21 protein-coding genes are annotated in these 25,922 nt (G+C 49.7%); 4 read left to right on the top strand and 17 right to left on the bottom strand.

Going from position 1 to position 25,922, the window contains the following annotated elements; all coding sequences use genetic code 11:
* Positions 1 to 81: 81 nt before the first annotated feature.
* The 9 genes from urtE to EO763_RS10530 form a co-directional block, all read right to left on the bottom strand.
* Positions 82 to 780, bottom strand: coding sequence for an urea ABC transporter ATP-binding subunit UrtE (gene urtE / locus EO763_RS10570; protein WP_010295596.1), 699 nt, complete (start codon positions 778 to 780; stop codon positions 82 to 84).
* A 1-nt stretch (position 781) separates the two neighbouring features.
* Entirely contained in the window at positions 782 to 1,570 is a 789-nt protein-coding gene (gene urtD, locus EO763_RS10565; protein WP_208852011.1) for an urea ABC transporter ATP-binding protein UrtD, read from the bottom strand.
* A 61-nt stretch (positions 1,571 to 1,631) separates the two neighbouring features.
* Positions 1,632 to 2,708, bottom strand: coding sequence for an urea ABC transporter permease subunit UrtC (gene urtC, locus EO763_RS10560; protein WP_161530375.1), 1,077 nt, complete (start codon positions 2,706 to 2,708; stop codon positions 1,632 to 1,634).
* An 11-nt stretch (positions 2,709 to 2,719) separates the two neighbouring features.
* The gene (gene urtB / locus EO763_RS10555) at positions 2,720 to 4,309 is read right to left on the bottom strand and encodes an urea ABC transporter permease subunit UrtB (protein ID WP_161528919.1); all 1,590 of its coding nucleotides are present in this window, start codon (positions 4,307 to 4,309) and stop codon (positions 2,720 to 2,722) included.
* A 56-nt stretch (positions 4,310 to 4,365) separates the two neighbouring features.
* A complete protein-coding gene (urtA, locus tag EO763_RS10550; RefSeq protein WP_161528918.1) occupies positions 4,366 to 5,634 on the bottom strand; it encodes an urea ABC transporter substrate-binding protein in 1,269 nt (422 codons plus the stop codon).
* Complete coding sequence (locus EO763_RS10545; RefSeq protein ID WP_161528917.1) at positions 5,631 to 6,389, bottom strand: GntR family transcriptional regulator; 759 nt, start codon at positions 6,387 to 6,389, stop codon at positions 5,631 to 5,633. The genes urtA and EO763_RS10545 overlap by 4 nt, the downstream gene beginning before the upstream one ends.
* 48 nt (positions 6,390 to 6,437) lie before the next feature.
* Positions 6,438 to 10,052 (bottom strand): urea carboxylase, encoded by a 3,615-nt coding sequence (gene uca / locus EO763_RS10540; protein ID WP_161528916.1) that lies wholly within the window; start codon positions 10,050 to 10,052, stop codon positions 6,438 to 6,440.
* Positions 10,045 to 11,847 (bottom strand): allophanate hydrolase, encoded by a 1,803-nt coding sequence (atzF, locus tag EO763_RS10535; protein WP_161528915.1) that lies wholly within the window; start codon positions 11,845 to 11,847, stop codon positions 10,045 to 10,047. Before atzF ends, uca begins: the two co-directional genes overlap by 8 nt.
* 192 nt (positions 11,848 to 12,039) lie before the next feature.
* Complete coding sequence (locus EO763_RS10530; protein WP_161528914.1) at positions 12,040 to 13,047, bottom strand: Gfo/Idh/MocA family protein; 1,008 nt, start codon at positions 13,045 to 13,047, stop codon at positions 12,040 to 12,042.
* Positions 13,048 to 13,192: 145 nt separating this feature from the next.
* Between EO763_RS10530 and EO763_RS23290 the strand changes: the two genes are divergently transcribed.
* Complete coding sequence (locus EO763_RS23290) at positions 13,193 to 13,369, top strand: hypothetical protein (RefSeq protein WP_010285665.1); 177 nt, start codon at positions 13,193 to 13,195, stop codon at positions 13,367 to 13,369.
* A 26-nt stretch (positions 13,370 to 13,395) separates the two neighbouring features.
* Here the strand turns inward: EO763_RS23290 and EO763_RS10525 are convergent, their stop codons facing one another.
* Positions 13,396 to 13,716 (bottom strand): hypothetical protein, encoded by a 321-nt coding sequence (locus tag EO763_RS10525; protein WP_244322078.1) that lies wholly within the window; start codon positions 13,714 to 13,716, stop codon positions 13,396 to 13,398.
* A 753-nt stretch (positions 13,717 to 14,469) separates the two neighbouring features.
* Here EO763_RS10525 and EO763_RS10520 point away from each other — a divergent pair.
* From EO763_RS10520 to EO763_RS10510, 3 genes are all read left to right on the top strand, one after another.
* Positions 14,470 to 15,288: an oligogalacturonate-specific porin KdgM family protein gene (locus EO763_RS10520; protein WP_039489351.1), complete on the top strand. Its 819-nt coding sequence runs from the start codon at positions 14,470 to 14,472 to the stop codon at positions 15,286 to 15,288.
* 132 nt (positions 15,289 to 15,420) lie between these two features.
* Entirely contained in the window at positions 15,421 to 16,173 is a 753-nt protein-coding gene (locus EO763_RS10515) for an oligogalacturonate-specific porin KdgM family protein (RefSeq protein ID WP_161528913.1), read from the top strand.
* 111 nt (positions 16,174 to 16,284) lie between these two features.
* Positions 16,285 to 17,991, top strand: a complete 1,707-nt coding sequence (locus tag EO763_RS10510; RefSeq protein WP_161528912.1) for a pectate lyase — start codon at positions 16,285 to 16,287, stop codon at positions 17,989 to 17,991.
* 173 nt (positions 17,992 to 18,164) lie between these two features.
* Here EO763_RS10510 and EO763_RS10505 read toward each other — a convergent pair whose 3' ends face one another.
* From EO763_RS10505 to EO763_RS10475, 7 genes are all read right to left on the bottom strand, one after another.
* Complete coding sequence (locus EO763_RS10505) at positions 18,165 to 19,727, bottom strand: phosphatidylinositol-specific phospholipase C domain-containing protein (protein ID WP_161528911.1); 1,563 nt, start codon at positions 19,725 to 19,727, stop codon at positions 18,165 to 18,167.
* Between the two features lie 198 nt (positions 19,728 to 19,925).
* A complete protein-coding gene (locus EO763_RS10500; protein WP_125232751.1) occupies positions 19,926 to 20,615 on the bottom strand; it encodes a hypothetical protein in 690 nt (229 codons plus the stop codon).
* A 72-nt stretch (positions 20,616 to 20,687) separates the two neighbouring features.
* A complete protein-coding gene (locus tag EO763_RS10495; RefSeq protein WP_161528910.1) occupies positions 20,688 to 21,800 on the bottom strand; it encodes an HBL/NHE enterotoxin family protein in 1,113 nt (370 codons plus the stop codon).
* Positions 21,801 to 21,821: 21 nt separating this feature from the next.
* Positions 21,822 to 22,880 carry a hypothetical protein gene (locus EO763_RS10490; protein WP_161528909.1) on the bottom strand — a complete coding sequence of 353 codons (1,059 nt, stop codon included), beginning with the start codon at positions 22,878 to 22,880 and terminating at the stop codon, positions 21,822 to 21,824.
* Between the two features lie 699 nt (positions 22,881 to 23,579).
* Positions 23,580 to 24,701 carry an ABC transporter substrate-binding protein gene (locus EO763_RS10485; protein ID WP_161528908.1) on the bottom strand — a complete coding sequence of 374 codons (1,122 nt, stop codon included), beginning with the start codon at positions 24,699 to 24,701 and terminating at the stop codon, positions 23,580 to 23,582.
* Positions 24,702 to 25,144: 443 nt separating this feature from the next.
* Complete coding sequence (locus tag EO763_RS10480; RefSeq protein ID WP_161528907.1) at positions 25,145 to 25,510, bottom strand: hypothetical protein; 366 nt, start codon at positions 25,508 to 25,510, stop codon at positions 25,145 to 25,147.
* Between the two features lie 51 nt (positions 25,511 to 25,561).
* Positions 25,562 to 25,804, bottom strand: a complete 243-nt coding sequence (locus EO763_RS10475) for a hypothetical protein (protein ID WP_244322077.1) — start codon at positions 25,802 to 25,804, stop codon at positions 25,562 to 25,564.
* Positions 25,805 to 25,922 lie beyond the last annotated feature (118 nt).

Genomic DNA, 25,922 nt, shown 5'->3' with positions numbered 1-25,922 from the left:
CTCTTAAGGCTGTATTTTACACAACTTCTTCGTTCGGCCCGAAACTTTTGTCCTGGCGGCGTAGGGTTAAAGTAATCACATTTAAATCGCCACCAGCCCCCGTACGCCGTCCTGTTCCATCGTTTCTCCTCGTCCACGCTGGATGATTTCCCCCCGTGACATCACCAGATAGCTGTCGGCCAGCTCGGCGGCGAAGTCGTAAAATTGTTCGACCAGCAGAATTGCCATATCGCCACGCTGTGCCAGTTGGCGAATGACTGCGCCGATCTCTTTAATCACCGACGGCTGTATGCCTTCGGTTGGCTCATCCAGAATCAGCAGCTGTGGTTTGCAGGCCAGCGCACGACCAATCGCCAATTGTTGCTGTTGCCCACCGGACAAATCGCCGCCGCGCCGCTGTTTCATCTCATCCAGCACGGGGAAAAGTTGGTAGATCTCATCTGGCACCTGCCGCGCTTGTTTGCCCGGAAAACGCGATAGTCCCATCAACAGGTTTTCTTCCACCGTCAACCGAGGAAATATTTCCCGTCCCTGTGGCACGTAGGCAATGCCAGACTGCACGCGCTGATAGGGTTTGCGCGAGTTAATCGCTTCCCCCTGCCAGCGAATCGTGCCGGACTTCGCGGGAATCAACCCCATCAGGCATTTCAGCAGCGTAGTTTTCCCCACGCCATTGCGCCCTAGCAGACAGGTAATCTCGCCGGGTTTGACCTCAAACGACAGGCCGCGCAAGATGTGGCTACCGCCGTAATATTGATTCAGTTCTGCAATCTCTAACATGTTAGCGCCCCAGATAAACGTCAATCACCTGTTCATTCGCCTGTACTTCGCGCAGCGATCCTTCCGCTAGCACCTGCCCCTGATGCAGCACGGTGACGCGGTCGGCGATGCTCTCGACAAAGCCCATGTCGTGCTCCACCACCATCAGCGAGTGTTTGCCGGCCAGACGGCGGAACAGTTCGGCGGTATAGGCCGTTTCGGCGTCCGTCATCCCGGCGGCGGGTTCATCGAGCAGCAGCAGATGCGGCTCCTGTACCAGTAACATGCCGATTTCCAGAAACTGCTTTTGTCCGTGTGATAACAGCCCTGCGGGCCGTTGCCGTTCGTGGCCGAGCCGCAGCAGCGCCAACGTGTCGTCAATCCGGTCACGCTGCTCGCTGTTCAGTCTGGCACGCAGGCTTGCCCACACTGATTTGTCAGTTTTCAGTGCGATTTCAAGGTTTTCAAACACCGTCAGTGCTTCAAACACCGTCGGCTTCTGGAATTTCCGCCCAATTCCCGCACGCGCGATATCTACTGGCGATAGCGTCGTCAGGTCGGTATACTGATCGTAAAACGCTTTGCCGTTATCCGGTTGCGTTTTACCGGTGATGACATCCATCAGCGTGGTTTTCCCCGCGCCGTTTGGGCCGATGATGCAACGCAGTTCCCCGACGCCAATCTGCAACGAGAGATCGGTAAGCGCGCGGAAACCGTCAAAGCTCACGTTAATCTTGTCGAGTTGCAGCACCGGATCGGTCTGATGCCGATGGCGATCCGACGGATGCGGCTGCGCGAACTTTGGCTCCATCAATACGGGCTGAGTCGCGACGGTTTGTGCAGCCGCGGGAACCGATGGCACAGATAAAGACTCAGTCATGTTTCTTCCTCGTCAGCAATCCAATCACGCCACGCGGCAAAAACAGCGTGACGAGAATAAACATCAGCCCCAAAAAGAACAGCCAGTATTCGGGAAAGGCCACGGTAAACCAGCTTTTCGCCCCGTTGACGATCCCTGCGCCGAGCAGCGGCCCGACCAGTGTCCCGCGCCCGCCCAGCGCCACCCAAATGGCGGCTTCGATGGAGTTGGTCGGCGACATTTCGCCCGGATTGATGATGCCGACCTGCGGCACATACAGCGCCCCCGCCAGCCCGCACAGCACGGCGGAAAGTGTCCAGACAAACAGCTTGAAGCCTTTCGGGTCATAGCCGCAGAACATCAGACGGTTTTCCGCATCGCGTACCGCCGTCAGCACGCGACCAAATTTACTGCGCGCCAGCGCAAATCCCACGAGCAGGCTGGCGATCAACAGCAGCACGGTAGCGACAAATAGCCCAATACGCGTACCGGTGGCCGTAATAGGGAAACCCAGCAGCGTTGTAAAGCCGGTAAACCCGTTATTGCCGCCAAAGCCCGTTTCGTTACGGAAGAACAGCAGCATCCCGGCGTAGGTCAGCGCCTGCGTCATGATCGAGAAATACACGCCTTTGATTTTGGAGCGGAACGCAAACCAGCCGAACACAAACGCCAGCACGCCCGGCACCAGCACAATCAGGCACAGCGCCCAGGCGAAATACTGGGTTCCCGCCCAGAACCACGGCAGTTCCGTCCACGACAGAAATGACATAAACGCGGGCATTCCCTCGCCAGCGGCCTGCCGCATCAGGTACATGCCCATCGCGTAACCGCCCAATGCGAAAAACAAGCCGTGACCGAGCGACAGCAACCCGGCATAGCCCCACACCAGATCCAACGCAACAGCGACAATCGCATAGCACAAGATTTTGCCGATCAGCGTTAGCGTATAGGTGGAGATCGCCAGCGGATGCTCTGCGGGCAACAGCGCGAGAAACGGCAGGATCAGCAAGGCCAGAAAAACGATCGAACCCAGGCCAAGCATGAGTCGCGGTGCGCGCTGCGTCAGGGTTATCGTCATGGGTTGCGTAATAGATTGCGTCATCAGTCAATCACCCGTCCTTTGAATGCAAACAGCCCCTGTGGCCGTTTCTGAATAAACAGCACGATCAGTACCAGAATGACGATTTTGCCGAGCACCGCGCCAATCTGTGGTTCGAGCACTTTGTTAAGAATGCCAAGGCTGAATGCAGCGACCACCGTCCCCGCCAGTTGCCCGACGCCACCCAGCACGACGACGAGGAATGAGTCGATAATGTAGCCCTGTCCCAGCTCCGGCCCGACATTGCCCAGTTGCGACAGCGCTACGCCGCCCAAACCAGCGATGCCGGAGCCCAGCCCGAAGGCCAGCATATCAACGCGGCCAGTCGGCACGCCGCAGCAGTTCGCCATCGCCCGGTTTTGCGTCACTGCCCGCACATTCATGCCAAGGCGGGTTTTATTGAGGAGTAGCCAGGTGAGCAGCAGCACGCCGAGGACGAACACAATCACCGCGATGCGGTTATACGGCAGCACCAGATTTGGCAGCAGGTGCAGCCCGCCGGATAACCATGCGGGATTGGCGACTTCCAGATTCTGGGTACCAAACAGCATACGCACCAGTTGGATCAGCATCAGGCTGATACCCCAGGTCGCCAGCAGCGTTTCCAGCGGTCGGCCGTAAAGATGACGAATCACCGTGCGTTCCAGCACCATACCGACGCCAGCGGTGATAAAGAAGGCCACAGGCAGCGCCAGCAGCGGATAATACGCCAGCCAGCTCGGCGCAAACTGCTGGCACAGCGACTGCACCAGCCAGGTTGCGTACGCGCCCAGCATCAGCATTTCGCCGTGCGCCATGTTGATCACGCCCAGTAGCCCATAGGTGATCGCCAACCCCAGCGCCGCCAGCAGCAGGATAGAGCCGAGCGACAGTCCGGTAAACGCCTGCCCCAGCAGATCGCCGACAATCAAACTATGCTTAATCTGATCCAAACTCTCCTGCGCCGCCGCCCGCACGCCGGTATCCGGTTCGTTCTGTACCTGCGTTAACGGCTGTAAGCGCGCCTGCATTTGCGGGTCGCCGCTCTGCCCTAAGCGTTTGACCGCCTCAAGGCGCACCAGCGGGTTGGGATCGCTCAATTGCCGGGTCGCAATAGCGATATTCAGCGCCTCATGTACCTGCGCATCTTTCTCTACGTTGAGGCGTTGTACCAACAACGGCAACTGTTCCGTACTGCTGTCGCTCTGTAGTTGCCGTACCGCATTCAGGCGCGTTGCGGCATCATCGCTGACGAGCTGATGCGCGGCCAGCGCGGTGGCAACCAGACCGCGCAGGCGGTTATTCATAAACAGTTTTTTGGTCGCACCAACCGGTTCCGCGTTCCCGTCCAGCGGCGTTAATGTGCCCTGCACATCCCTAAACGGCTGCTGGTTCCGATCAAGCACAACCGACTCGTCGCGCAATGCCTGTAACAGCGGTAAGCGTGCAGGTTCTGGCGCGGCTGCCCATTGTTGCAGCAGTTCAGCCTGCTGCGTGCGGCTGGCTGCGGCAAAATCGGCCGCAGTCCCGGCCTGTACCAGCAGCGGAAACATCAGACACAGCGACAGCACAAACGTAGATAATCGATAACTCATCATCGCAATGTCCGCCATATAAGAGAGGGAGTATCCCCGTCCGATATGCTGGACGGGGCGTGTAGAGACGACGTTTACTGTGCTGCTTTTATTGGATGATCGGGCTTCTTATCGTTACCGGCGATGTACGGGCTCCACGGCTGGGCGCGAACCGGCTGCTCGGTTTGCCAGACCACGTTGAACTGACCGTTTTCCTCGATTTCGCCAATCATCACCGGTTTGTGCAGATGGTGGTTGGTGCTGTCCATCGTCAACGTAAAACCATCCGGTGCGGCAAAGGTCTGCTCAGCCATCGCGGCGCGCACTTTATCCACGTCCGTGGTGCCCGCTTTCTCTACCGCCTGCGCCCACATATGAATGCCGACATAGGTTGCTTCCATCGGATCGTTAGTCACCACCGTGCCCGCGTTCGGCAGGTTTTTCGCTTTGGCATAGGCTTTGTAAGCTTCCACGAAGTCGGCATTGGTGGGGTTATCTACCGACTCAAAGTAGTTCCACGCGGCTAAATGGCCGACCAGCGGCTTGGTGTCGATCCCGCGCAGTTCCTCTTCACCGACAGAGAACGCGACAACCGGCACGTCGGTCGCTTTGATTCCCTGATTCGCCAGCTCTTTATAGAACGGTACGTTGGAATCGCCGTTGATGGTGGAAACCACCGCCGTCTTACCGCCCGTCGAGAATTTCTTGATGTTGGAAACGATGGTCTGATAATCGCTGTGGCCAAACGGCGTATAGACTTCCTCGATATCTTTGTCCTGCACGCCTTTCGAATGCAGGAACGCGCGCAGGATCTTGTTGGTGGTACGCGGATACACATAGTCAGTACCCAGCAGGAAGAAACGCTTCGCCGCCCCACCGTCTTCGCTTATCAGGTATTCCACGGCCGGGATCGCCTGCTGATTCGGTGCCGCGCCAGTGTAGAACACGTTCGGCGACATCTCTTCGCCTTCATACTGCACCGGATAGAACAGCAGCCCGTTTAACTCTTCAAACACTGGCAGAACCGATTTACGCGATACCGATGTCCAGCACCCAAACACCACCGCCGCTTTGTCCTGCGTCAGCAGTTGACGCGCCTTCTCGGCAAATAGCGGCCAGTTCGAGGCCGGATCGACCACCACCGGCTCCAGTTTTTTACCCAACACGCCGCCTTTGGCGTTGATTTCATCAATCGTCATCAGCGCCACATCCTTCAGCGGCGTTTCTGAAATCGCCATCGTGCCGGACAGCGAATGCATAATGCCGACTTTGATGGTGTCCGCCGCCTGCACACTCCAGGTCAACCCCATACCAACCACTGTCGCAGAAAGCGCAAAAACTTTTAGCAATGAACGTCTTTTCATTTATTAGCCCTTAAGTCGTGTTGAGTGAGAATGGAATCGTGTGATGCGTCAGGTGAAACAGATTGAGGCCGCGCCTGCTGTAGCATGTGTAAGGTGATCTTCCTGACTTCGGCCTTACTGACGGCAATGTGGTCGGTCAGAATGCGCTGCGCCTCCTCAGTGTGCTGTTGCAATATCGCCAGCAAAATGCGGGCATGTTCTTTATAGGTCGCGTCGATACGATCCTCGCGGGTGAAATCGAGACGGCGAATAATGCGGATTTTCTCCGTCAGTTCGCCGTGAACCCGCGCCATTTCGCTGTTGCCTGCCGCCATCACCAGCCCACGGTGAAACCCTTCATCGTAGCGGGAGACGATTTTGCCGTCGTCCAGACGCGGTTCCTCAATCCAGAAGCGTTTTAGGTCCGCCAATAGCTCGGCGCAGCGCCCTGGCGGCATCCCGCACAGCCGCCGAATGGCTTCGCGTTCCAGCACAATGCGGAAGTCATACAGTTCCTCGAAATATTCGAAATCAAACGGACGAACCTGCCAGCCGCTGCGGAAATAGACTTCGACATAGCCTTCCCGCTCCAGCCAGAACAGCGCCTGACGCACTGGCGTACGGCTGACCGACATCCGTTCGGCAATTTCATTTTCACTAAAGCGGTCGCCCGGCATCAGGCGAAAGTCGAAAATGTCGTTTTTCAGAGTTTGATACACCCGCTCCGCCAGCGCTTCCGGGCGATCTTTGCTGCTCTTTTGTGTGCCTGTTCGCATCGTTTTCTCCGCCTCGCCGTTGATTCAGCTTGTCCTTTATTCCAGTCTCTATTCCAACCACAGCAAGGCATCACCGGGGCTGACCGATCGCCCCGGCTGGCAGCCGATGCGTTTCACCCGACCAGACTGCGGCGCGCTAATCGTCAGCTCCATCTTCATGGCTTCGACGATAATCAGCGGCTGTCCGGTTTCGATGACATCCCCCACGTTCACCAGCACTTTCCAGATGTTGCCGTTCATATCCGCACTGACCTGAAACGCGTCTTCGTCGTTCTCTACAGGAGCGGCAGAAACCACTTCCTGCGGCGTGCTGTCATCTTCCTGCTGCCACAGCGCTACTTCCGTTTCAAACGCCGAGGCCTGACGCTGGCGGAACGCGGTAATATCGTCGGCCTGCTCCGTCAGAAAACGCGAGTGTTCAGCAAAATCAAACTCGGTTTCTTCGATGCGGATCGCCGCGCGTCCTTCGCGGAAGTCATCGCGCAGCGCCGTCAGTTCGGCTTCGCTGACCGGATAAAACCGCACCTGATCGAAGAAGCGCAGCAGCCACGGTTCACCCGCGATGAACTGATCGTTTTTGAGGAATTTGTTCCAGATAGGCAGCGTGCGCCCCACCAGTTGATAGCCGCCCGGCGAGTCCATGCCATAGATGCACATGTACATCCCGCCAATACCCACCGTGCCTTCGGCAGTGAAGGTGCGTGCAGGGTTATATTTGGAACTCAGCAGACGGTGGCGCGGATCGATCGGCACCGCACAAGGCGCGCCAAGATAAACGTCCCCTAATCCCAGAATCAGATAGCTGGCATCGAAAATGATGTCGCGCACGTCATCACGGCGTGGTAACCCGTTAATGCGCTGAATGAAATCGACGTTATTCGGCAGCCAGGGCGCGCTGGCACGTACGGTTTCGCGGTAGCGTTCCACCGCGCCGAGCGTGGCGCTGTCTTCAAACGCCATCGGTAAATAGACGATGCGCGACGGCACTTTCATTTGGCTCACATCGCCAAGCTGACGTTCCAGATGAAGCAGCACGTCCAACAGCGCCCGCTGGCGGATAATCCGGCTGTCGTAGCGCACCTGTAGCGAACGCACGCCAGGCGACAGTTCTTCTATTCCCGCCGTTTCTAAGGCACGGATCGCCGCCATTAACAGATGAACGCGCAGCCGCAACGCCAGATCCAGCACGTTATCGCCGTACTCAATCAGAACGTAGTTATCTCCCGCCTGACGATACACGGCGGCGGGCGTGGTCGCAGTTGTCGGTACCGCAGCCAGCACCGTTGAGGAACCAAATTCTGTTGTCGCCAGCGAGGGAACGTCAAACGCAGGGGCATGCATCTTACCCAGCGTAGAAACACTGTCAGACTGCGCCTTTTCCAGCGCCAGCGCTTCATCCGCGCCGATCGGGTGGAAACGAATACGATCGCCCGGCTTAACCTGACCAACTTTCCACAGCTCAGCTTTGGCAATGGTGACCGGACAGACAAACCCGCCCAGACTCGGGCCGTCTCGCGTGAGAATCACCGGAAAGTCACCAGTAAAATTCACCGCGCCGATGGCGTATTCACAGTCGTGAATGTTGGAAGGATGGAGACCCGCCTCGCCGCCGTTCGCCCGCGTCCAGCTTGGCTTTGGCCCCACCAGACGCACGCCGAGTCGGTTCGAGTTGTAATGCACCTGCCATTCCGCCGCGAAAAATTCATCAATCGCCGCGTGGGTAAAGAAATCCGGCGCGCCGTGCGGGCCGTAGAGCACGCCAATGCGCCATTCGTTGCCATACTGCGGAATCAGCGCGGCGTCCACGGCCTGCGGTACATTCACGGGCGCGGGTGTCGTGCAGGCAGGCAAGTTGGGTTGAGAAATCGCCAGCATATCTGCCACGCGCAGCGTTCGTCCGGCGTGGCCACCAAATTCCCCGAGCGCGAAGGTCGAACGACTGCCAAGATACTGCGGCACATCGATACCGTTCCGCACCGCCAGATAGGTACGACAGCCGGATTGCGCGCGCCCCAGCGTCAGCGTTTGTCCGGCCTTGACCGTCAGCGGCTGCCAGTATGGCACCGTCTCACCATCCAGCGTCGCCGGACAATCTGCCCCCGTCAGCGCGATCACCGCTTCATGATGGAAACGCAGCGTCGGGCCTTGCAGCGTAAACTCCAACCCTGCCGCGGCTTCATCGTTGCCGACGATACGGTTTGCCAGACGGAATGCGAAATCGTCCATCGGACCGGACGGCGGCACGCCGATATCCCAATAGCCGAGGCGTCCGGGATAGTCCTGCACGCTGCTCCAGGTACCGGGTTGAATCACCTCAATCACCGACGCGGACGGCGTAAAGCTGTCGAGCATCCGCGTCCATACCGTCCCGTTGCGGAACGCATCGGTAGCAATAATCTGACGCAGGTAATCAAGGTTAGTGGCAATACCGTGCAAACGCGTGGCATTCAGCGCCTGTTGCATCTTCTCCAGCGCCAATTCTCGGGTTTCTGCGTGGACAATCAGTTTGGCGATCATCGGATCGTAATACGCTGACACCTCGGTGCCGGTGCTCACCCAACCATCAACCCGCACGCCATCGGGAAACGCGACTTCGGTCAGCACGCCGGGGCTAGGCTGAAAGTTTTTGAGCGGATCTTCCGCATAAATACGCACCTCAATCGCGGCGCCACGCGGTGCCTGCGTCAACAGTGCCCAGTCCAGCGGTTCATTTGCCGCAACATGCAGCATACATTCGACCAAATCCAGTCCGGTGACACACTCCGTCACCGGGTGTTCAACCTGCAAACGGGTATTCACTTCGAGGAAAAAGAACGCATCGCGCTCGGCATCGTAGATATATTCCACCGTTCCCGCGCTGCGGTAGCTAACCAGTTCGCCCAGCTTCACCGCGGAAGCCAGCAGCGCCGCGCGCGTGGCGTCTGGCAAATGCGGCGCGGGTGTTTCTTCCACAACCTTCTGGTTGCGCCGCTGCAATGAGCAGTCGCGTTCGCCCAGCGCGACCACGCGACCTTTACCATCGCCAAAAATCTGTACTTCGACGTGACGCGCCCGATCGATGCAACGTTCAAGAAAGACGCCTGCATCGCTGAAGAACTGTTCGCCCAAACGACGCACGCTCTCCCACGCCGCACGTAACGCCACCGCATCTGCACAGCGCGTCAGGCCAATGCCGCCACCTCCGGCAGTGCTTTTGAGCATTATCGGATAGCCGATGTCTTCGGCGGCGGTCAGCGCGTCCTCCAACGAGGCCAGCAGCGGCGTTCCCGGCGTCATCGGCACACCGGCGGCGGCAGCTAATTCACGGGCGCGGTGTTTCAGGCCAAACTCACCAATTTGCTGCGCGGTTGGCCCGACAAACGCGATGCCGGCCTTTTCACAGGCGGCGGCAAACGGCAGGCTCTCTGACAGAAAACCGTAGCCCGGCCAGATCGCCTCAGCCCCCGTTTGCTGCGCGGCAGCAAGCACTTTATCGATACACAGATAGCTGTCGCTGGCCTTCTCGCCGCCAATCGGTACGGCGATGTCTGCATCCTTCACATGCTGCGCGTTTTTATCCGCATCGGAATAAATCGCCACGCTGGTTATTCCCAACCGCTTCAGCGTGCGTATGGCGCGACAGGCAATTTCGCCGCGGTTAGCGATCAGCACGATCTTAAACATGGGATGCCTCCTGACGGGCAAGCCAGTGGCGCCAGCCGCCAAATTCGGTGATATCCACGGCGTCGCTCAGCGCAGCTGGTTCACAGATAAAGCCTTTTACCTGCCGTCCGTCGAGTAACGTCAGCGTGCCGATGCCCAACGGCGCAGGAATTTCTGCGACAAACTCACCAAAGCGCGCCAGCGGGATGTCCCACAGTTCGACGATAATCGCTGCGCCGTCGGTGCTTTTCGCTAAACCGGGCTTGGCCGGTTGCGTATTCGCCAACGCATAAAGTCGATAGTTTTCCGCCGTGCGCGTCTCTTCCACCCGCACCGCATCGCGGCGGGTCAGTTGATGGTTCAGCGGCATGCCCGTCAGGTGCGCGCCGACAACAGCAAGGCGGACGTGCAATGCAGAAGGCGGCAAGGTAACCTCTCCCGCAGGCAGCGCTTTTCCCGTTGCCCCCAGCGTGAGCGCCAGTTGAGCCTGCCAGCGCAGACCAAAACTCGCCAATGCACGGTCATGCCAGGCGGGCGCAATCAGCGTGATACCCGCTGGCAAGCCATCGGTACGGAAAGGTGCTGGCAGCGCCAGCGCCGAAAGATCGGCCAGATTGGTAAAATTGGTGTAGGTGCCTAACTGGGAGTTGTAGCGCACCGGTTCCTGCTTCATCGCCTCACGCGTGTGGATCGTCGGCGAGGTCGGCACGACTAACGCATCGAACGACGCCAGCGTTTGCTGAATCTGTCGCGCCAGTTCGGCACGCAGGTACTCCGCTTTAAAGGCCTCTACCGCGCTGAAACGTTCGCCGCTCGCCACAATGCCGTGCACCACCGGATCCATGTTTTCTGGCTGCTGTAGCATGTCGCCCACCGCAACCGTGCGTTCCGCCACCCAGGGGCCTTGATAAAGCTGATCGGCTAACTGCGTGAAAATGCTGAAATCGATGGGATGCAGCGTCGCGCCCGTTGCTTCTAATTCGACCAGCGCCTGCTGCCATGCCGCCTGTGCGACAGCATCAGAAAAAAAGGTCGGGTCGCTGGGGATAGCAAAGCGCGGCTTCGCTGGCAATGCAGTCGGTGACCGCCCCGGATGACAACGCGAGTAGGCATCCGCCTCATCGTACCCGCCAGCCAGTTCGGCGACGGTAAACGCATCCTCGACGGTCAGCGCAAACACAGAAATCGTGTCATTCAGGCGACAGGCCGGTACGACACCGCTTGCCGATAGCCACCCTTTCGTCGGCTTCAGGCCGACAATATTGTTAAATCCAGCGGGAACGCGCCCCGATCCGGCAGTATCCGTTCCCAGCGCAAAAGCAACCAGCCCGCGCGCCAGCACCGAAGCCGATCCCGAACTGGAGCCCCCGCTGATGTATTCGCCATTAAAGGTATTCGGCACCGCACCAAACGGCGAGCGCGTGCCGACCAGACCAGTCGCAAACTGATCGAGGTTGGTTTTGCCTACGACAATCGCCCCTGCCGCTTTCAGTTTGGCAACGGCAGTCGCATCCTTATCGGCCAGATAGGTAAAGGCCGGACACGCCGCGCTTGTCGGTAAGCCCGCGACATCAATATTGTCTTTGACGGCAAAGGGAACGCCGAACAGCGGTAGCGCGTCTGGGTTTTTACGATACTGAGGCAATAGCGCCGCGATCTGCGCCTGAAGGTGTTCAGGTGTCGCCAGCGCGATCCAGGCCGGATCGTCCGGCGACAAGCTGGCGAGCAGCGCGCCCAGTGTCTCGCCCACGCGATCGGCCTGCTGTTGGTAATGCTGTTTCCATTCCTGAAGCGTGAGTCCTGTCATTCTTGGCATGATGTGAATCCCATCTGGTATACAAGATTGAATTCACTAAAGCGAAAACCATGCCAAATTTTACTCTGTTGATTTTTATGGAGTTAAATAAAGAAGGCTGATTGCCATGCACAAAAAAGGAACAACCGTGCGCCATTGCGGAGCACGGTTTGCAAAAAAGGGTTGGGCATTGATATACGGATAATACTACTCTCAGGCGATCTTTTTCGCGGCCTGCTGCGCCAAAATTGACAGTTCTGTCGCCTTGAAGATATGCGCTTGCGACATCGCGATTTCGGTACGCTCACGGCAGTCACGAAGAAAATCTGGGAAAAAGGGGCGTTCGACGCTGCCTGCGGGGGTGAAGCGCTGTTCGCCCTTGTCATTCACCAGATAAACGACGTTGCTTTCTCCGCGCGTTAGATCGACATATTTCCTGATTTCGATATAGCCTTCCGTACCCAGTATCGTCAGACGACCGTCGCCCCAGACGCTCAAGCCATCTGGCGTAAACCAGTCACAGCGGAAATAGCCGGTTGCCCCGTTGTCGCCCAGCAGCATAGCATCGCCAAAATCCTCAAACTCTGGCTGGTGCGGGTGATGATAATTCGCCGTTTGGCTGGTCACCACTCGTGCGTTGGTATTGCCAGTAAAATAGAGAAACTGTTCAATCTGGTGGATACCGATATCGCAGAGGATCCCACCGTACTGACGCTTCTGATAAAACCAGTCAGGCCGTGCGCCGCGTTCGCGGTGTGGGCCAACGCCGATTGTCTGAATCACTCGCCCGATTTCGCCCCGTTGCACCAGTTCACCGGCAAACAGCGCACTATCCACATTGATTCGTTCATTAAAGTACACGGCAAACTTGCGGCCGGTTTCCGCTACACGACGTTGGACGGCATCCAACTGCTCCAACGTGGTCAGCGGCGGTTTTGCGGTGAAGAAATCTTTGCCGGCATCCAACGTGCGCAGTGCCAGTTCAGCTCTCTCGCTGGGAATGACGGCACAGGCAATAAGATCGATAGAGGCGTCGGCAATCAGCTGTTCCGCAGAGTCAGCAAAAGGAACGGCGGGGAAAAGCGAGATGAATTTTTCCCGATGATTAAGATCGGACTCAAACACGCCGACCAGTTCCGCGCCCGCATCAACCAACTGCCGACACATGTCATAAATGTGGTTGTGCGCTAATCCAATCGCTGCAAATCGCAATTTTTTCATCTTCACTTTCGCCGATATCGTCATGCCGAACGATTACAATAAGGCGGAAACCGAGCGGACTAAAGACAAAAGCCGCGTAACGCGTTAGAATTTTTCCTGTTTTTTTAACATATCCACATTTTCCGCAACGCAACTAAAGATAACCATGAAAAGAAAACGTATCCTTATCCCCCTCATCATTCTGATCCTGTTTGTACTCTATCTGAATCGCGATGCGTTGAATCCGTTTGCGCCTGACTGTAAAAATCTTCCAGCGAATCAACCCAAACCGGAAGAGTGTAAAAAACCCGTGAAAGAAGTCGCACCAGGTTTTGAAATTTAACGCTTTGAAATTTAAGGTTTTTAAATTTAAGCTGGCGCATTAGCGCGGTTTGGGAATATTGAACTGATCGCCTGAAGATCGACGGGCGGTTTGGGTTCCGCAATGAGTGAACGGCCTGCAACGTTCGGCACCGCAGGAAAAATACGAGTGGGTGCCGTCGTAGTCCGTTCAGTGGAAACCTGTGGCAGGTTCGGCGACGCATCGCCAAAATCGATTGAATGCGAACCTGACCGCATCGCTGGCGATACGTCCTGCTGTCCACCCGGCCGACTCGCCTCGGTATTATGCTGTGCAGCCGAAGACGCGGTACTTCCCCAACGGCTTCCGCCCTCAATACGATTGATCATTCACGTCCCCATTCTGCACTTAACAAACGAATCTCCCGCGTCATCCGAACACAGAAAGGCCTGCAAATTTGCCGATCGCGGTATGACGGGAGTGGAGATGAGTGGCGTAAAACTACGATAAGTTCCTGACAATATTCAGGGGCATTTGATAGTGATTGGCGGCTTATTCATTTTTTATGGAAATCGCTTTCCACAGAATATTCTCGGAATGATGGCGGGAATAAGTCAGATAACAGATTAACGGTTGTTCAATCACATATCATTATCATCACTAACGTTCAAGAGATATCTCCTATGGCCTGACAACCCTGATCTCCGCCACACCTATTCCTGACTCTTACAATAATCAGACGAAATAATTACAAAAAATTTCAAAGAGTAACCAAATGTGTGATCAACATAAATGAAACAACGTTTTCTTTTCACCATAATGCCACTCATCCTAATTATCAAGTCTACTGATAATTATATGAACCAGTAAATCTCGGGGATTATCAACATTCACTCATCAGCATAAGCCATTTCGCTGATTGAAATACTCATCAGCCACGTCGTATATAAGGAGTCATCGATGCATTGATAGCGAGCTGATTTACCCAGGGAAAAGCCCTGCCTGACATTATAAATGGCGTCATCATCATTCCTGGTGATTCTATTTTTACGCCCAAAAAATGACATCCACTGTCTGGTTTTAAAGATAGAGACTGCGCTCGTCAATAATATTATTTATTCATCAAAAAAGAGAAAGATAGAATGAAAGTATACACACGTAATCTACTCATCGTTTGTGCCGGATTCACACCTTTCCTCACTCAGGCAGAAACCGACGGCAAAACCACTTTCCAATATGAACATAATTGGAAGACAGAAGACCGCCGCCATTCAGACTCCATTAAGCTCATTCATAAGAAAACCAACGGCTGGTCGTACGAAGTCAAATTCAGTACGTCAGCAGGCGGGAACAGCAACTACGACGTTGCCTATGATGACATGCAGGGCGGCTCTGGCGGCATGGTGATCGGTAAAGATTTCAAGCTAAGCAAGGCCGCAACCTTAACGCCTACCTTTGAATTCTCCATCGGCAATTCAACCATGATGTACCAGCCGGGGTTGAAATATAACTACCGAATTAACAGCGACTGGTCTACTTATGGCCGCTACCGCTATGAATATAAAAAGCCCTCTCGCAGCTCACGTTATTCGACCATTTCCACGTCTGACAAATATGGTTACGCAGGGGAATCTTATTTATCAAAATCCGACACCGGACGTCATCGTCTGGATGCAGGGGTAACGTATTCCGGATTGGATAAAATTAATTTGACTTACGTCTTCAACTACTACATCGGTGATAACACCACAAAATCGTATAAATATAGCAAGGGTGAATTCACGGAAAGAGAATACGCAGTTTACGATAATGGAAAAACGGATTATGAACATCAGTTCAAAGTTCAATATAAGTTAAACAAACAGCTAACTCCCTACATTGAGTATGATGATATTAGCCAATCCAGCACATCATCAAGCCGACAGGGGAAAATTAAAGTTGGTTTCAACTACGTTTTCTAAGAAACACAGAATTTTATAAAAGAAATACGCCGTATTTCGTGCCGTGTTGATGAAGAAAATGAATTCATGAATGAATTTTGTCTATCAGCGCACAGTTTTCATAATTAACGATCAATATTAATGGTGCCCATAATGAAAAAACGCTACCTTGTGGCCGGTATTCTCTTTGCCCAAATTTATGCTATTTCCGCGTCAGCCTCTGATACCAAACTCAGCTATGAACATAGCTGGGGAACCATGAATCGCTATCACGGTGATGAAATTGGTATGCGACATTTTATGGATAATGGCCTGTACGTTGGCGTTGAGTTGAATTTTTATAATAAGAATAAAGATCTGACCATCGATGATGTCGTCTCGAATTCTTATGCTTTTTATACCGGCTATGCCTACAGCTTAACGCCTGAATTAACCCTGACGCCTAATCTGGAAGCGCGCTTCTATTCCGGTGGTACCAGCGGTGAAGGCACGGTAGGCGACATCAGCGCTAGCCAGAGTTCCGGCGCCCGCTATACGCCAGGTTTGAAACTGACCTGGGCGGTTACTGATAAGACGGATCTTCATGCGCAATATCGCTACGACCTCAGAAAAATCACCCGCAGCAAACGTACCAGCACGGATGATGACACTCACCGTCACCGCTATGAAGCGGGCGTTGCCTACAAAGGTTTCGACTATTTCACGCTGGCGTACACCGCTTACTACTATCACGCGGATTACGTGCTGCAAAACAACAAAAAGCATGACTATCAACAGGATTTCGACGTGGCTTACACCATCAACGACAACTGGACAGCCCACGTTGGCGTTGAAGATGTCGCCAGCGGGCGCGATGTGAAATCGCGTGAAGGGAAAGGAAAGGTCGGCTTCACCTATACGTTCTAACAACGGCTTACCTTTCTAACAGCAGTTTACTGCTATGCCATCTTTCTCGGGGATCCTGTTCATCACGCGGGATCCTTTTATTACAAGCATGAATCATCACAGGTAAATAAAATGAAAAGATTTGCGCTGTCGCTCCTTGCGGGTCTGGTCGCTTTACAGGCCAGCGCCGCTACGCCTGACCGCCTCACCATCGTCAATCAGTATGTTGATAACGTGCTGGCCAAAGCCGGTGACCACTATCACGGTCAGTCGCCTACGCCATTGCTTGCTGATGGTGTCGATCCTCGCACGGGCAAACAGATGGAGTGGATCTTCCCCGATGGTCGCCACGCCGTGTTATCCAACTTTTCCGCACAGCAGAATCTGATGCGCGTGCTGGTCGGGCTCAGTAACCTGAGCGGCAACCCCAGCTATAAGCAACGTGCCGAAGCGATTGTGAAGTATCACTTTCAACATTATCAGGATGAGAGCGGCCTGCTAATTTGGGGCGGCCACCGTTTTGTGGATCTAAAAACGCTGCAACCGGAAGGTCCCAGCGAAAAAGAGATGGTGCATGAGCTGAAAAATGCCTATCCCTACTACGATTTGATGTTCAGCGTCGATAAAGACGCAACCGCACGCTTTATTCGCGGTTTCTGGAATGCGCACGTTTATGACTGGAAGATCATGGAAACCAGTCGCCACGGTAAATACGGGCAAAAAATAGGCGCACTCTGGCAAAGTCCGTTTGAGCAACAGCCGCCCTTCTTCGCCACCAAAGGCCTCAGTTTCCTGAATGCGGGGAACGATCTGATCTATTCCGCCTCACTGCTGTACAAATACAATAAAGAAGATGGCGCGCTGGTCTGGGCAAAACGTCTGGCACAGCAGTACGTGCTGCCACGGGATAAAGCGACCGGGCTCGGCGTGTATCAGTTTACGCAAGCGCTGAAGCGCGATGAAACCACCGACGATGCCGATACGCATTCCAAATATGGCGATCGCGCCCAGCGTCAGTTTGGCCCAGAGTTCGGCCCCACCGCGCTGGAAGGCAATATGATGCTGAAAGGACGCACCAGCACAATCTATTCCGAAAATGCGCTCATGCAGCTCCAGTTGGGTAAAGATTTAGGTGCGGAAGGCAAAGAACTTCTGACGTGGACAACCGATGGCCTGAAAGCCTTTGCCAAATATGCCTACAATGAGTCAGATAACACATTCCGTCCGATGCTGGCTAACGGCAAAGATCTTTCCAACTACGTTCTGCCGCGTGACGGTTACTACGGCAAAAAAGGCACCGTGATCAAACCTTATCCTGCGGATAATTCATTCCTGCTTTCCTATGCTCGCGCCTATACCGTGTTACCGGACGCCGAGCTATGGCGTGTCGCACGCGGCATCGCTCGCGCACAGGGGTTAGGCGAATTAGGGTCAGCACCGGGTAAAGACGTTAAAGTGGATCTCGCCACCAAGAACAACGATCCTTACGCCCTGTTCGCGCTGCTGGATCTGTATCAGGCTAGCAAAGTGAAAGACTATCTGTCGCTGGCGGAAAAAGTAGGCGATAACATTATCAGCACACGTTATCAAAACGGCTTCTTTATGGCCGAACCCAACAGACAATATGCCGATGTCGATACTATCGAGCCTTATGCCCTGTTAGCGCTGGAAGCTGCGGTGCGCAATCAGCCACAGTCCGTTGCACCGTTCCTGAATGGAGCGGGCTTCACCGAAGGCGGCTACCGTATGGAGGATGGCTCAACTCGCGTGTCCACTCGCGATAACGAGATCTTCCTGTTGAACGTTGGTGAAACCTTGAAACCCAACAATAAGAAGTAAGCGTTACTCCTCAACACGCCAATGGTGGTTCGCTGCCATTGGCAACTTACTCATAAAATTGGACACGGTAACTACCTTGAAAGTTATCGATACCAGGTAGCCCCGTCGAATTTTCAGCTCTCTATTACTATTTTTGGTTGCCTACAATTCAAATTATTTAGGGTATATATTTATCACAGCTTAAAATAGGCTTGTTTGACTAAATTTCCTGGGTGCCAACAAGCTGTTTTACGACGATTACCACCATCATTTAATGATGTCGCATAAAAATATTCAGCATACCGTCTATTTTTTATAATAAACATATCACCCACCCTAGATATATACCACATGTATGCATCATCAATTTCATTCTGAACTCCAGGTATCCAACTGCATACAGATCTTCTATTATCTGTAACATAATAACTTGCGTACATAAACTCTTTATAGAATGTATTGAATAAATAAACACCTTCATCTGCCTGTATGACTTTCCACCTTCCCTGTGAGACTTGCTGCCCTACTGTTTCCCAACCAACAACCTTTCTCATATTATTAGCATTATTTTTTACAACATCATCAAGTAATGATGAGGCGTAAATATAATTATTATATTCCGTGTTATATATATCAATCAAGTTTGCATTGTTAATGATTGTATGATCGTTAAATTTAACTATCGCATGAACAATATATTTACAGTTATCGGGAAAATCCATCGGAATTATTCCCAAGTAAGGAGTGTCATTAATAGTAAGTTCCGAGTTTATACCAACACCATCCATTAAATACGTATATATTGATTCATTTATATAGTTAGATAACTTGAAATTTGTTTCAAAAATGTCACTGGTTGGATTTATACTCAAGAAAGTAACGAATGTAACATCATCTACCTTTTTATTGGTTGATGTTGCTAAAACCAAATGTGATTCGATTTTTTTGATTTTTTCATTTGGATAGTTAGTGAAGATCTCACCATCACTGTAATCCTCTATCTTCATCTGGTCCCATTGAAGTCCATCTAATCCATTAACTCGAGAAACGATTACCATTTTCTTTCTAACATCGACTAATTTGGGTGTTCTACTCTGTTGCCATATATATTGCTCATACCCTCTAATATTAGAATTAAAGCAATCTCTGAATTCAGAGTCGGTAACTCCACGATAGCTGTTATATTCTTTCTGTATAGATAACAGTATTGTTTCCAATGGATGTTTCTCTAAAAAAATCTTACAAATTGATAGTACATCAGTCAATTTTATGTTTAAATCATATCCTCCATGATACATCCAAATTATACAATCGCTACTGTTCTTGATGCTACAACGAAGATCTAAAAATCGAATACCATTATTAAGTTGGTCTTCTATGCTCCAATTCTGGGTTCTCACCCATCCTTTTTTTACAGCGTTAGTATATGTGTATGTACAACTGTCGTGAGTTCCTGGTATCGACATCTTATTTAATGATGTATTATCTGGAATACTAGACATCCAATCTGTTAGACCCAGATTAAATCCTCCTAAAAATTTCCAATTTGCATTGTTTTCAGGTTTTGTCGGGAAATAGCGATAACCAACTGATGGATTCCCTGAACTCAAAAACTGAAAATAGTACCTATATTCCGGATAATAATAGATATCGCCAAAAAAACCTGCCTCATTCCACATTTTGGGATTTTGATATGAACCTCTTGGATAGGTTCCTATGGCACTACATTGAATATTTTGTTTTTCATTATTATTCATTTTTTACCTTTTTATATTATTCTTGAACTCATTAAACGTCTGAAATTACATCTATTTATTGGAGAAGAAACTAATTGGTAAGGTTTTGTGTGCATCACTATTTAAAAAATTTAAACGGTAAGACTAAACCCTAAGAGAACTAAAAACCGCCCAACTTCTGCTATGTTCCTTACCATGCTTGTCAAAGCAGATAGAAAATCAGCTATCCAGTTGATCAATAAAAGATATTATCTCTACAAGATCGGCGTCATCATTATTTATATCATCTTTCATGTTTTCTATTTTTGCATTGAGCGGGGTAAGTATTTGGTTAATATCAATGATATTAACCACGGTTCCATCCAAAGTCTTTTCCGTAAAATTCAATCGATTTATCAAATAACCATCACAAAGCCATTCCTCATAAGAATCCGGCCCCATACAAGCCATAATATATACACTAGGATCCATAATAAATGGTGATGAAGAAGGTGCTGACTTAACACAGCCTTCATATTTTTTCGTAAGCAAGTCATATTCATAATTAAGTTTATTAAGTTCTGATTTTATATCTGAAACCCCATGGGTGAGCTCCACTCTAATATCTTTAAGCTTACTATCACATAAATTTATAATGGGGATTTGTTCTTGACAAAACGTCAGAACATAAGATAACAAATTATTATAAACATCCTTTGATCTGTTTTTTTTGTACTCCGAAATTAAATTATTTGAATTGTTTATGAAGTAGATTAATTTGTTAGGCAATGCATTAAGCAAAGGAAATTGATTGATATTATAATCTAAAATCACCATATATGTACCAATATCAGAAAACATTATCTTCAACGAGTATTCTTTCCATTGCTCACAATACTCTTTTAGGCTATTTATTGTATTTCCTGGCATAACTCCCCCATTAATAAATGGATAGTATTAAGTAAGCACCAACATACACGGTGCTTACTTATTAAAGTATTATTATGCGGCAGATGCTTTCGTTGCTTGTGCTAACTGGTCAGAAACAGAGGTTGTTTTATCTGTTGTCGGTTGAACTTGCATATACTGGCTTTTAAGAAGCTTAGCAGATTCTTCTATCGGTTGATTCGCCGATTTATAAGCAATAAGATGTTCTGTGAAACTCTCATCACTATCAGCATCGTTAAGATTTTTGTTTAGAATTTCAAGATTTGATGCCAAATCAGTCCATTGCTTTGAGATGTCAACCAGCGCTTTGGCCGCATCATTTGCGTGCTGAACTAAGCTTAGTAGTTGACCATTTACCGCTGTGGCTTGGGAGCTTTCTTGCTTCAAGCTATAGATTTCAGCTAGAAGTGTATTTTTTTGTTTATAGCAGTCAACCAGCGAAATAGTTGATGCTGCCTCCCCTGCAATGCTAGTCCCCACCACTCCCACACCTACAACAATAGCTGCGGTTGCCGCCCCTCCCGTAAATACCTCTGTCGCTGCACCAACACAAATCAAGACTGCACCACCAAGGATGCCGATTGCACTCAGAACTGATCCAGCAGTTAATTCATTAATTCTTTTATCAAGATCGGCGACCTGATTATTCAAATCGGTTATTTCACCTTTGTCTCCCGTAACAGCCGCTTGTACCTTATCGTTAGCACCAGAAAAATCACCAGACGATTTGGTAATATTTTCTCTGAAATCATCACATTGCTTTTTATAGTCTTCAGACTGATTCTGATATACTCCGCATTTTTTATGGATGCTATTTATAGATTCTATAACATCCTCTCTAGCAATAGAGTTGGGATAGAGTTTAATCGTCTCATCCGTGCGGTTAAAAACATCTAAAAGATTGTTCAAAGTGACTAAACATTGATTTTGGACGTTATTTATATAATCATTCGCATGATTGATGGCATCAGCTAAACTATCATTTAGACCTTTCTGTAAACTTTTTAAATGAGGATCAGCACTAAAATCAAATTTAGGCTGCTCGGTTAAGGCTAAACAATAACCGTTTACAATTAGAGCACTACTGACTTGATTATTGCTATCGTTAATCTGCTGATCTGCTCTTTGACGCATATCAACGTATTGTAAAACGTGTTGAGTTTTCATATATTTATCCTTTTGTTTAATTTAGTTATTACTTATATACATTTGATCACTGACATATTTTGCATAAACACTTAAATCAGCCCATAATTTAGATAATGCATTAGAATCACTCTCACTCATATTTAACAAACTATCTTTTAGATCACTATACTTAGAGTAAACATCCAACCACGCTTTTTCTGTATCCTCAGCCTTTGGATGAATCTCTTTATAATAATTATTAAAATCATTTGACTGTAACTCAATCGTTGTTGCCATAGCTATGGCTGCATTTTCCTTTGCAAGGGTTTGGTATAATCTGTCTAATTCAACAATATTCTCATTTATATCATCAAATATCTTTTTAACCTCGACCTCATCAGATCCAATATCTGCAATTATTTTTATATCGTCTGTCGGATCTTTTTTTAGCCCGTTCTCCCCTCTGGAAAGATTACGTTTTTCCACGCTATTATCTTTCATTTTTTTATTTGCCTGAAGTGGCATAACGGCATCTTTCAAATATTTAACGACTATCTTACTAATGTTTTTTCCAATGTCTTTATTTATCTCTAGTATTTTGTCAAGATCTTCTGACATTTTTTCCTGACACTTTTTAATCTCCGCCCTTGTTTTTTCTATTCCGTCAGAACCTTGTAATTCAGATATTCTATTTTGAATGTTATCAGAAAAAAAATTCGTAATATCACTGTAATCATTGTCAAATTCAGCTGTAACGCTGACAGCGCATTCGTAGATATCATTGATTTTCTTTATAATAGATGATGCTAATTTAGTGTCATCAGCGATATACTGAAAACCGATTGATATATAATTACTGTTGACTCGAATTAACTGAAGAAAACTTGAAACTTTAGAATAAGAAACATTATTAAAATCATGAGCATAATTTTTAAATGAACTCTGCGTAAATATCAGAGATTCTTTTAAATTCAGATCAGTTACGTAAAGATCCACATTCTCTTGCTCTTCAATCAACAAAGATTGCTTGGTATTCTTTATTGTCTTACTCATTAACGAAAAAATCGCATTTTTAACCGACTCAAAATCTAAGTCAATAAGATTATTACCTTCACTCATTTCATTCACCATAAACATGATTAAGCATTACCAGAAGGATAAATGTATTAATAATTTCACTGCTATCTATTTATTTTGATTTAATTCTCTTAATGCTGGACATTTGAAAGTTCGATTTATCTCCTTTAGCCATGAGCTAACCATGAATCAAACCCAGCCCCGTATCAGCCACTTTTATTTTACGGAAGAATAAAAACCAACATCCCTAGAGACATTAGTTTCGATTAAATGAGAATGCTTCTGGATATTAACAAACATTGTGCATTAATCAATAGAGCAATAAGAGATTTGCTAAATTTCAGGTACAATTATAATGAGGCTGCTAAGTGAAGTGATTTATTAACCGTAAATAGCTTTGAATACTCTGCGGATAATCAAATAAATTAAATGGCCTGTAGCAGTTAATAACTTCATCCTTGACTGTAATTTCTCGAAAAATCAATAGGTGCTGGCTTCAATCTGCTTGAGAATGGTGATGGTCTGGCTCCAGTAAAGCAGGATCTTTTCATAAAGAATCTCCTGTATTCAGATTACGAGAAAATTCCACTTATGAACACTCTGCTTTTTCGGGGGAATTCCCTCCCCAGCTTTACCATTCACAGAACAAGAGCACCATAACAAAGTGTGATGTTATGCTTATACATAGTGCAATGCTGACCACTATTAATGTGATCAGCATAGGTTAAAGGTTCTCAAGTGCTAGTTAACCAGAGGCACTTCTGGGTTCACACCAAGCCAGCCCGGCGTGGGTTCGCCTTTCGCTTCACCGACATACAGGCTCATCTGTGCGCGGAAGCGCTCGACCGCACCGCGGTCATACATGAAATCAGCAAATGCCTGCGGACGAGTGTTACGGTATTCCCAGATAGGCTTGTAACCTACTGGCGGCTCAACGTCGGTACGCACCGACCACATACGCGAGACCTGAGTCTGCGTTTGCGGATCCAGCACCCAGCTCAGGTACAGCTTGGCACTTTCCGGGTGTTTCGCCTGTTTGAAGATGGCGGCACGTTGCGCCCAGGAGACAAAAGGATCGGACTTCGGCAGCACAAAGCGGGTCACCGCATCGGCTGCTGGCACAAGCGCACCGGAACTGGTAAAAGTCGCGCTGTATTTTCCTGTTGCGATTTCAGCACCGGGCACGTTGGTGCCGCGCACATAGACGGGATCCTGCTCCTGCAATTTTTTCACAAAATCCCAGCCGTATTTATCCACGACCAGCTTGTACCAGAACAGTACCGCATCGTCGTCGTTCGGATAAGCCAGAATCAAATTGCCTCTCAGGTTGGGACGAAGATAATCATTAACTTCACGCGGCCAGGATTTTTCATCCAGAAGCTGGGTATTGACCAGATTACTGAATGCGATGACATAGGCACCGGTCCAGGCACCATCTGCATCACGAAATTCCGGATAAATTTTGTCCCAGCCACGCGCTTTGTAGTTCAGCAGTACGCCTTCTTTTTTCCAGCGGGGGAAATTCTGCACCGTTTGCAGTTGCACCACATCAGGAATCAGGGTGCCAGTCGCCAGTTGGTTATCAATACGGGCATCATGGTATTTGCTGTAATCGACAATCACATTCAGCTTCATGCCGGGAAAACGTGTCTCAAACGCCCGCTTGAAACCAGCCTGCTGTGACTGCACATCGCCACCGGCATAAACGGTAACCGTACCGCCTTCTCTCAACGCACTCTGATAGATTTGATCCAGCGAGCGCGTCTCAATTTCGACGCCCGCCTGACTTTGCCCGACGCTGAGCCCGGCCATCATGGCCAGCATCAGCACTGTTTTCTTCAGGTACTTCCCAGTGTATTGCATTGTGATTTCCTTCACTTAATGAATAAAACCCGTACCGACAAACGACAACGATCAGCCGTTAAAACGGCAACGGTCTAACCAGCGGATCGCAAGCCAGCGACACGCAGGATTGGCTCAACGAGATGAGATCGTCAAAAATGAAATCAGAATAGAAAGCGCATGGTCCTTCATTGATATATCTCCCGTTCGAGGGTGATTTCCCCGATTCCATTAGGATATTTAGCCTTGAGTTTACAGGATTAAATAAAAACACATACGAAGAAAAAGCGAACAATATAGTTAAAAATATTGAATGGATAAAATGAGATTACGCTTTCATGTGGAAATAGATGCAATATCAGAAAAATATAGGATGGGATTATTTATCTTATGAAATGATTTCAATTTTAATGATATTACTTAATACCATACCAAAATGAGAATATTATGATTGCAATTTATTTTTACACAGAGGGAAGAGCGGAACCGGAGAATACATTTTCTGGAATCACGTCAAGATAATCCGGGAGAAGACCATATCCATCCAAAAACACCCGATGCTGCGCAATAATTGCGAACGCTTGCTGCAACGGCGCTTTTATTTGTTCCGCACCAGCAATCCACTGCTGGTTATACTGTAAAAATTCCGCCGCTTTTTCCAATTCCCCTAACGACCATTGATCGACAGGATCGTAAGCCAGTTCAAGCTCGGCGATATAGGCTCGAAACTCAGATAAATAACGCTGAAACAGATCAAAATCAGCCACCATGGCACAGGCAGCCCGATCAAAAAAAGCGTTGAATGCCTGTTGAACCAATCCCCTATTCATATCGTAACCATCCTTAACTTACTGATTTCTCATAATATAATCTATACTAAACTATCGCATGTCCGGCACCGAATACACCGCAAATATTCTGCATGGCCCCGGCTCACAGCCGTGAAAGACGCCACTTTCCAAATGTTTTTTCGCCTCATCAAAAGACGCCAGCAGGCAATGTTCATTGACCTCCAGATCCTGCGCCATATGGTTGCAGGATAAGTAGGAACACTCTGGCGATTGCTCCAGATGAAAAGAGACAATATCAAAACCCTGCAACTCTTTTTGCCGTGGTATCTTCACGTCGGTACTGAACAAAGGGAAGAGATCAGGGGAAGGTCAGGCAATCAACGACATCGGCGATCTGCCAGTGTACAAGCGCGGGAACGGGCATTTTGGGTAAGACTGAGGCTGATAGGAC

The organism is Pectobacterium odoriferum (assembly GCF_009931295.1).
GTDB lineage: Bacteria > Pseudomonadota > Gammaproteobacteria > Enterobacterales > Enterobacteriaceae > Pectobacterium > Pectobacterium odoriferum.
The sequence above is the reverse complement of the archived record's forward strand: the minus strand, read 5'-3'. Positions and strand labels throughout refer to the sequence as shown.

Excerpts from the sequence above, each read along its gene's own strand:
- EO763_RS23290 (WP_010285665.1), top strand. The coding sequence starts at position 13,193 with ATGAAAAGAAAACGTATCCTTATCCCCCTCATCATTCTGATCCTGTTT.
- urtD (WP_208852011.1), bottom strand. The coding sequence starts at position 1,570 with ATGGAGCCAAAGTTCGCGCAGCCGCATCCGTCGGATCGCCATCGGCAT.
- EO763_RS10530 (WP_161528914.1), bottom strand. The coding sequence starts at position 13,047 with ATGAAAAAATTGCGATTTGCAGCGATTGGATTAGCGCACAACCACATT.
- EO763_RS10480 (WP_161528907.1), bottom strand. The coding sequence starts at position 25,510 with ATGAATAGGGGATTGGTTCAACAGGCATTCAACGCTTTTTTTGATCGG.
- EO763_RS10485 (WP_161528908.1), bottom strand. The coding sequence starts at position 24,701 with ATGCAATACACTGGGAAGTACCTGAAGAAAACAGTGCTGATGCTGGCC.
- EO763_RS10545 (WP_161528917.1), bottom strand. The coding sequence starts at position 6,389 with ATGCGAACAGGCACACAAAAGAGCAGCAAAGATCGCCCGGAAGCGCTG.
- urtB (WP_161528919.1), bottom strand. The coding sequence starts at position 4,309 with ATGGCGGACATTGCGATGATGAGTTATCGATTATCTACGTTTGTGCTG.
- urtA (WP_161528918.1), bottom strand. The coding sequence starts at position 5,634 with ATGAAAAGACGTTCATTGCTAAAAGTTTTTGCGCTTTCTGCGACAGTG.
- EO763_RS10520 (WP_039489351.1), top strand. The coding sequence starts at position 14,470 with ATGAAAGTATACACACGTAATCTACTCATCGTTTGTGCCGGATTCACA.
- EO763_RS10500 (WP_125232751.1), bottom strand. The coding sequence starts at position 20,615 with ATGCCAGGAAATACAATAAATAGCCTAAAAGAGTATTGTGAGCAATGG.
- atzF (WP_161528915.1), bottom strand. The coding sequence starts at position 11,847 with ATGCCAAGAATGACAGGACTCACGCTTCAGGAATGGAAACAGCATTAC.
- EO763_RS10490 (WP_161528909.1), bottom strand. The coding sequence starts at position 22,880 with ATGAGTGAAGGTAATAATCTTATTGACTTAGATTTTGAGTCGGTTAAA.
- EO763_RS10515 (WP_161528913.1), top strand. The coding sequence starts at position 15,421 with ATGAAAAAACGCTACCTTGTGGCCGGTATTCTCTTTGCCCAAATTTAT.
- uca (WP_161528916.1), bottom strand. The coding sequence starts at position 10,052 with ATGTTTAAGATCGTGCTGATCGCTAACCGCGGCGAAATTGCCTGTCGC.
- urtE (WP_010295596.1), bottom strand. The coding sequence starts at position 780 with ATGTTAGAGATTGCAGAACTGAATCAATATTACGGCGGTAGCCACATC.
- EO763_RS10505 (WP_161528911.1), bottom strand. The coding sequence starts at position 19,727 with ATGAATAATAATGAAAAACAAAATATTCAATGTAGTGCCATAGGAACC.
- EO763_RS10495 (WP_161528910.1), bottom strand. The coding sequence starts at position 21,800 with ATGAAAACTCAACACGTTTTACAATACGTTGATATGCGTCAAAGAGCA.
- EO763_RS10510 (WP_161528912.1), top strand. The coding sequence starts at position 16,285 with ATGAAAAGATTTGCGCTGTCGCTCCTTGCGGGTCTGGTCGCTTTACAG.
- EO763_RS10525 (WP_244322078.1), bottom strand. The coding sequence starts at position 13,716 with ATGATCAATCGTATTGAGGGCGGAAGCCGTTGGGGAAGTACCGCGTCT.